6 protein-coding genes are annotated in these 6,880 nt (G+C 75.3%); 2 read left to right on the top strand and 4 right to left on the bottom strand.

What is annotated here, in order from left to right; all coding sequences use genetic code 11:
• Positions 1 to 511 precede the first annotated feature (511 nt).
• From dnaG to ABZ641_RS21495, 3 genes are read right to left on the bottom strand one after another with little or no spacing between them, the layout of a single operon-like run.
• The gene (gene dnaG / locus ABZ641_RS21505; protein WP_344622663.1) at positions 512 to 2,422 is read right to left on the bottom strand and encodes a DNA primase; all 1,911 of its coding nucleotides are present in this window, start codon (positions 2,420 to 2,422) and stop codon (positions 512 to 514) included.
• A 36-nt stretch (positions 2,423 to 2,458) separates the two neighbouring features.
• Complete coding sequence (locus ABZ641_RS21500) at positions 2,459 to 3,739, bottom strand: deoxyguanosinetriphosphate triphosphohydrolase (RefSeq protein WP_344622662.1); 1,281 nt, start codon at positions 3,737 to 3,739, stop codon at positions 2,459 to 2,461.
• 48 nt (positions 3,740 to 3,787) lie between these two features.
• Positions 3,788 to 4,210, bottom strand: a complete 423-nt coding sequence (locus ABZ641_RS21495) for a hypothetical protein (RefSeq protein ID WP_359983985.1) — start codon at positions 4,208 to 4,210, stop codon at positions 3,788 to 3,790.
• A 94-nt stretch (positions 4,211 to 4,304) separates the two neighbouring features.
• On the opposite strand from ABZ641_RS21495, the gene ABZ641_RS21490 reads away from it, so the two are divergent.
• Positions 4,305 to 4,886: a helix-turn-helix domain-containing protein gene (locus ABZ641_RS21490; RefSeq protein WP_359983983.1), complete on the top strand. Its 582-nt coding sequence runs from the start codon at positions 4,305 to 4,307 to the stop codon at positions 4,884 to 4,886.
• Positions 4,883 to 6,184, top strand: coding sequence for an MFS transporter (locus tag ABZ641_RS21485; protein WP_359983980.1), 1,302 nt, complete (start codon positions 4,883 to 4,885; stop codon positions 6,182 to 6,184). The genes ABZ641_RS21490 and ABZ641_RS21485 overlap by 4 nt, the downstream gene beginning before the upstream one ends.
• Positions 6,185 to 6,502: 318 nt before the next feature.
• Here ABZ641_RS21485 and ABZ641_RS21480 read toward each other — a convergent pair.
• The coding region (locus ABZ641_RS21480; protein WP_359983977.1) for a CbiX/SirB N-terminal domain-containing protein at positions 6,503 to 6,880 on the bottom strand (378 nt) is incomplete at its 5' end.

The following is a 6,880-nucleotide window of genomic DNA, read 5'->3' as shown; positions in this document are numbered from 1 at the left end:
CGGCGGCCGGCCCGGGTGCGCGGGGGGCGGCCTCGGCACCGGGCGGGCCGGCCTGCGGGGGCACCCTGTTCCCGGCGTCCGGCGGGCCGGCGGCGCGGTCGTGCACGGTGCCGTCGTCGCGGGCGACGGCCTGGGGCCGGCGGGCTGCTGCTAGCTCCACGGGAATCCCTTCGGGCCGCGCGCGGCAGCTGGGGGACGCCGCGCCACACGGGACTGGGATACCCACGAGTGTGGGCCGCGCCACACGCGGGGCGCCGGCATTCCTGGAGATGTACGGACAGCCGGGCCGTCGGCCCCGCCACGAGGGGCCCGTCCAGGCCCTCTCTTTCGGATCTTGTCGGATCGGCGTGCGGCGGTGGGCGCCCGCCTGGGCGTGCCGGCGGATCGTCCTCGTACCGGACCGTACGTGGACGATTCGCCGGTGCGTCCAGACTGGGGGCACCTCCCGGCCCCCTCGGGGCTGGGGGAGATGCCCGGCGTCGCGCGCCCGGCAAGATCCGAAAGGGAGGGCCTAGAGCGCCGCAGCGCCGCGGGAGCGGAGCTGGTGGCCGTACTGCTGGAGGGCGTACAGCTCGCTCTGCACGGCGTTGAGCTCCTCGGCGGAGGCGCGGCTGCCGAGCCGCTGGAGGTAGCCGCGGGCCTCGGTGACGCGCCGGTCGACCGCCTGCAGGCGGAGCTTGACGAGGAACTCGCCGGCGTAGATCTCGTCGGCCTTCCGGCGGGAGCGGATCGGCTCCACGGTCAGCTCCAGGACGAGGCGGCGCACCTCGTCGTCGGGGCAGGCCTCGCGGACGGCACCGGTGAAGTCGGGCAGCGCGGCGCCGTACGCCGTGCCGCCGGCCTGGCCGATCGCCCGGCGGACGGCCCGGTACGGCGGGGTGGGGAACTCGTCCTCGCCGTACTGGTCGAAGGTGGGGCTGACCAACTCGGGGTGCTGGAGGGCGAGTTTGATCAGCTCGCGCTCGACGAACTGGGCCGGGTCGCGCGGGTTCAGCCGGTAGGCGGGCGCGGCCGGGCGGACGGGCTGGGGGGCGGCCTCGGCGCGGCGGGCGCCCGGCCGGGTCCGGTCGTTCTGCTGGTTCTCGCGCTGCCAGCGGGCGAGCTGGCCGATCCGGCGGACGACGAACTGCTCGTCGAGGATGCCGAGCATGCCGGCCAGTTGGACGGCGTACTCGTGCTGGATGGAGCGGTCCTTGATCCGGACGATGATCCGGGAGGCCTCCTCCAGAGCGGCGGCCCGGCCTTCGGCGGTGTCCACCCGGTGCCGGGCGACGGCCTGGCGGAGGGCGAACTCGAAGAGCGGGACGGGGTTCTCGATCAGCTCGCGGACGGCGTCGTCGCCCTTGGCGAGCCGCAGTTCGCACGGGTCCATGCCGCCGGGGGTGATGGCGATCGAGGTGCGGGCGGCGAACTTCTGGTCGTCCTCGAAGGCGCGCAGCGCGGCCTTCTGCCCGGCGGCGTCGCCGTCGAAGGTGAAGACCGTCTCGCCGCGGTACTGCGAGGTGTCCATCAGGAAGCGGCGGATGACCTTGATGTGCTCCTCGCCGAAGGAGGTGCCACAGGTGGCCACCGCGGTCTCCACACCGGCGAGGTGACAGGCCATCACATCGGTGTAGCCCTCGACGACCACCGCCCGGCCGGACTTGGCGATCTCCTTGCGGGCCAGGTCGATGCCGTACAGCACCTGGGACTTCTTGTAGAGCGGTGTCTCGGGGGTGTTGAGGTACTTGGGGCCGTTGTCGTCCTCGCGCAGCCGGCGGGCGCCGAAGCCGATGACCTCGCCGGCGGTGTCCCGGATCGGCCAGATCAGCCGGCCGCGGAAGCGGTCGATCAGGCCGCCGCGCTGGCCCTTGGAGGCCAGGCCGCCGAGCAGGATCTCCTTGTCGCTGAAGCCCTTGCCGCGCAGGTACCGGACGAGGTGCTCCCAGCCGGCCGGGGCGTAGCCGACGCCGAAGTGCTTGGCCGCGGCCTCGTCGAAGCCGCGCTCGGCGAGGAAGCGGCGGCCGATCTCGGCCTCCGGGGAGGCGAGCTGCTCCTCGTACCAGGCGGCGGCGGCCTTGTGGGCCTCGACCAGGCGGGTCCGCTCGCCCTGCTGGTGGCGCGGCGAGTAGCCGCCCTCCTCGTAGCGCAGGGTGATGTTGGCCTGGGCGGCCATCCGCTCGACGGCCTCGGCGAACGAGCAGTGCTCGATCTTCATCAGGAAGGAGATGGTGTCGCCGGCCTCGCCGCAGCCGAAGCAGTTGAAGACGCCCTTGCCGGGGTGCACGTAGAACGAGGCGGACTTCTCGTCGTGGAAGGGGCAGACGCCCTTCAGCTGCGCACCGCCACCGTTGACGAGCTGCACGTAGTCGCCGACGACGGCGTCGATCGGCAGTGCGCTGCGCACCGCCTGCACGTCCTCGTCCCTGATCCGCCCGGCCACCCGTGAAGTGTAGGCGACCGGGCGCGACCGGCGGGGTCAGCGGTGCTGGACGAGTCTGGCGTGCAGGGCGAGCGCGGAGGCGTCGGTGAGGGTGGCGATCTGGTCGATCACGGCGCGCAGCGCGGCCCGGTCGTCCTCGGCCTCCTCGTGCACGGCGGCGAAGACCGGGTCGAGGCCGTGCGGGGCGCTGCGGGTGAGGGCGTCGGCGAGCTCGGCGATGACGATCCGCTGCCGGGAGCGGAGCTGGGCCTGCTCGTCGCGCTGCATCACGTAGCGGACGGCGACGGCCTTGAGCACCGCGCACTCCAGCCGGACGGGGCGCGGGACGACCAGCTCGGCGCCGTACCGGGTGAGCCGGCCGGGGCCGTAGCGGGCCCGGGTGGCCTGCTCGGCGGCCAGGCAGAACCGGCCGATGAGCTGGGAGGTGAGGTCCTTCAGTCCGGCCCGGGCGCGGGCGCTGCCGTCGTAGCTGCGCGGCCACCACTCCTGCGCCTGGAGGCGGTCGAGGGCCTCGGCGAGTTCGGCGGGGGCGGCGTCGGGGGCGTACCGCTCGGCGATCTTGAAGAGTTCGGCGCGCTCCTCGGCGGAGCGCAGCGCGTTCGGGTCGATGTGGCCGGCCTGCAGGCCGTCCTCGACGTCGTGGGTGGAGTAGGCGACGTCGTCGGACCAGTCCATCACGGTGGCCTCGAAGCACTTGCGGCCGTCCGGCGCGCCGGCCCGCATCCAGCGGAAGACCGGCAGGTCGTCGCCGTAGACGCCGTACTTGGTGGAGGACGGGTCGGCGGGGTGCCGGCCGCGCGCCCACGGGTACTTGGTGGCGGCGTCGAGGGCGGCGCGGGTGAGGTTGAGGCCGACGCTGCGGCCGGGCCGGGGGGCGAGCCGGGTCGGGCTCTCGTCGGCCGGGGCGAAGCGCTTCGGTTCGAGGCGGGTGAGGATGCGCAGCGACTGGGCGTTGCCCTCGAATCCGCCGCACTCGCGGGCGGCCTGGTCGAGGGCCTCCTCGCCGGTGTGGCCGAACGGCGGGTGGCCGATGTCGTGGGCGAGGCAGCCGGTCTCCACCAGGTCCGGGTCGCAGCCGAGGGCGGCGCCGAGCTCGCGGCCGACCTGGGCGCACTCCAGGGAGTGGGTCAGTCTCGTCCGCGGGAAGTCGCTCTGCAGCGGGGCGACCACCTGGGTGGTGCCGGCGAGCCGGCGGATCGCGGCGGAGTGGAGCACCCGGGCGCGGTCGCGCTGGAAGGCGGTGCGGCCGGGGCGCTTGTCCGGCTCGGGCACCCAGCGGGCCTCGGCGTTGGGGTCGTACGGCGTGGTGTCGTCCATATACCCGCCACGGTACGCCCGCTGACCGACATCCAGGGATGCGCCGCGCTACGGCCGGGCGGCCACCAGACGGCGCCACCGGGGCCGCTCGGTGACCAGGCAGGCGGCGGCGAGCACGGTGACCGGGACGGCGGCCCGGGCGGGCCAGGCCGCCCAGGCGCCGGCGACCGCGGCGACGAGCTGGAGCAGCACCAGGCCGACGGTGACGTACCCGGGGACGGGGACGATGACCTGCTTCTTGTCTCCGGGGGTGGCGAGGACGGTCGGCAGGCCGATCAGCAGCAGGAGCGCGGCGGCGGAGAGCCAGGGCGAGATGCCGGCGAGGGCCCAGGGGGCGGCGACCCAGGCGACAAGCTCGGCGAGGAAGCGCAGCACGTCGGGGAGCCGGACGGGGTCGGCGGGGCTGTCGGTTGTGGCAGGGCTGTCGGGGCTGGCGGGGCTGTCGGGTGTGGCGCTCCTGGGGTCGGCCATGCGGCCAACTCTGGCACAGCGGTGGGGAGTCACGCACCGAAGAATGTTGCAGAGGAGTCTTTGCAGAGACTTCTCTGCACTGTACGGTGGAGCCATGACCGCACCCGAGAACCAGCGTCGGATCGACGCCCGGAGCCTGCGCGCCCTCGCCCACCCGCTGAGGGTCCGCATCCTCGACGCCCTCGCCGCCGAGGGCCCCGCCACCTCCGCCCGGCTCTCCGAGCGCCTCGGCGAGAGCACCGGCACCATCAGCTGGCACCTGCGCCTGCTCGCCGAACACGGCTTCATCGAGGAGGACACCGCCCGCGGCACCCGCCGGGAGCGCTGGTGGCGCCGGGTCCGCAGCAGGAACGTGCTCAGCACCACCGACTTCGCCGACGACCCCGAGTCGCGCGACGCCGCCGCGGTCTACCTCCAGGAGATGCTGCGCGGACAGTTCCGGCGGGTCTCCGACTCGCTGGCCGCCGAGTGGACGGGCGCATGGCGCGACTCCGGCTCCGTCAGCGACTGGAACAACCTCGTCCTGACCCCCGACCAGCTCCGCGCCCTCAGCGAGGAGTTGTCGCAGGTGGTGGCCCGGCACACCCCCGACCCGGCCGCCGAACCCGACCCGTCGGCCCGGCCCGTCGTGGTGCAGATCCAGGCCGTCCCGCGGGCCGAGGGCGGTGCCGCATGAGCACCGCCGACGACCGCCGCCGCGGCGGACTGCTGCGCCGCCACCGCGACTTCCGCCTGCTGTGGGGCGGCGAGACCGCCAACCGCTTCGGCTCCGCCGTCACCGGGCTCGCGATGCCACTGATCGCCGTCACCGCCCTGCACGCCACGACCTTCCAGGTCGCGCTGCTCGGTGCCGCCGGCTGGCTGCCCTGGCTGGTCCTCGGCCTCCCCGTCGGCGTCTGGGTGGACCGGATGCGGCGACGGCCGGTGATGCTGGCCTCCTCCGCCGTCTCACTGGCCCTGCTGCTCACCGTGCCGGCGGCCGCCGCGGCCGGCGTGCTCACGCTCGCCCAGTTACTCGCCGTCGCGGTCGGCACCGGCACCGCCGGCGTCTTCTTCCAGACCGCGTACACCGCCTACCTGCCCGGCCTGCTCGACCCGGCGGACCAGGCCGAGGGCAACGCCAAACTGCACGGCAGCGCCTCCGCCGCCGGCATCGCCGGACTCGGCTCGGGCGGCCTGATCTCCCAACTCGCCGGACCGGTCGGCGGCCTGGTCGCCAACGCCGCCACCTTCGTCCTCTCGCTGTGGTGCACCGCCCGGATCCGCCACCGGGAGGTCCTGCCACCGGCCCGCGAGCGCTCGCTGCGCCGCGAGGTCCGCGACGGACTCGGCCTGGTCTTCGGCGACGTCTGGTTCCGGACCCTGACCCTGTGGGGCGCCGCGGGCAACCTCGCCCTCACCGGCTTCCAGTCGATCCTGGTGGTCTTCCTCGTCCGCGAGGTGCACCTGCCGCCCGGCGCCGTCGGCAGCCTGGTCGCGGTCGGCTCGGTGGGCGGGATCGCCGGCGCGGCCGTCGCCCGGCGGGTGGCCGCCGCGATCGGCACCGCCCGGGCCATGCTGGTGTTCGAGATCGGCCTGCCGCTGCTCACCCTGCTCGTGCCGCTCACCACGCCCGGCGCCGGGCTGGCGTTCTACCTGGTCGGCGCGTTCGCGGTGTCCGCCGGAGTCGTCGCCGGAAATGTCGTCAAGTCGACCTTCCAGCAGCAGTACTGCCCGCCGGAGCTGCTCGGGCGGCTCAGCGCGAGCAGCTCGGTGCTCAACTTCGGCGCGATCCCGGTCGGCGCGGTGCTCGCCGGCCTGCTCGGCACCGAGATCGGCCTGCGGCCCGCGATGTGGGTGCTGACCGCGGGGGTGCCGCTGGCCGGACTGATCCTCTGGTGGTCGCCGGTGCGGCGCTGCCGGGACCTGCCGGTGCGGGTGCGGGGTGCGGTGGCGGCGGGCAGCCCGGGGCAGGAGCGGTGCGCGGCCCGCTGACGCGGGGAGGGCCCGCCGCACCGGGCCGGAGGCCGCGGGTGGTGGGGGTCGGAGCCGGGCGGACTGCGCCGGGGTGGCTGGTCGCGCAGTTCCCCGCGCCCCTGGCGCGGCGCCCTATCGGTCGGGAGGGACGGCGGGGTGGTGAGGGTGAGAGATGACGGTTCGCCTCGCGGGTGGTCGGTCGCGCGGTTCCCGGCGCCCCTGGCGCGGCGCCCGATCAGGCGGCAAGGGTGGAAGGTGACTGGTTGCCTCGCGGGTGGGCAACCGCGCAGTTTCCCGGGCCCCCGGTGGGTGGGCCCTTGCAGGCGGGGGCTCCGGTCAGGCGGCGGTGGGGAGCAGGGCGGGGACGCCGGCGCGGTAGCGGTCCAGGACGAGGCGGACCACGGCGTCGTGGACGCCCAGCGGGGCGGCGGCGAGGGGGGCGCCGGCGGCGGCCGCGAGGCGGGCGAAGTCGCCCGGGGCGGTGAAGTAGCCGGCCACGGCGGGGCGGCGGCCCTCGGCGGCGAGGCGGGCGACGGTCTCGGCGACGCTGGGGCCGCCGGCGGCGACGTAGCCGGGGTGGACGGGCACGCCCAGGCGAAGTGCCAGGAGCCGGGCCTGCTCGGTGGTGTCGAGGGCGGCGGCCGGGTCGCGGGAGCCGGAGGCGGCGAGCACCACGGCGTCCCGGCCGTCGGCGCCGCGGCGCCCGCCGGCCTC

The sequence above is a fragment of the Kitasatospora sp. NPDC007106 genome, from assembly GCF_040634455.1.
Lineage (GTDB): Bacteria > Actinomycetota > Actinomycetes > Streptomycetales > Streptomycetaceae > Kitasatospora > Kitasatospora arboriphila.
The sequence above is the reverse complement of the archived record's forward strand: the minus strand, read 5'-3'. Positions and strand labels throughout refer to the sequence as shown.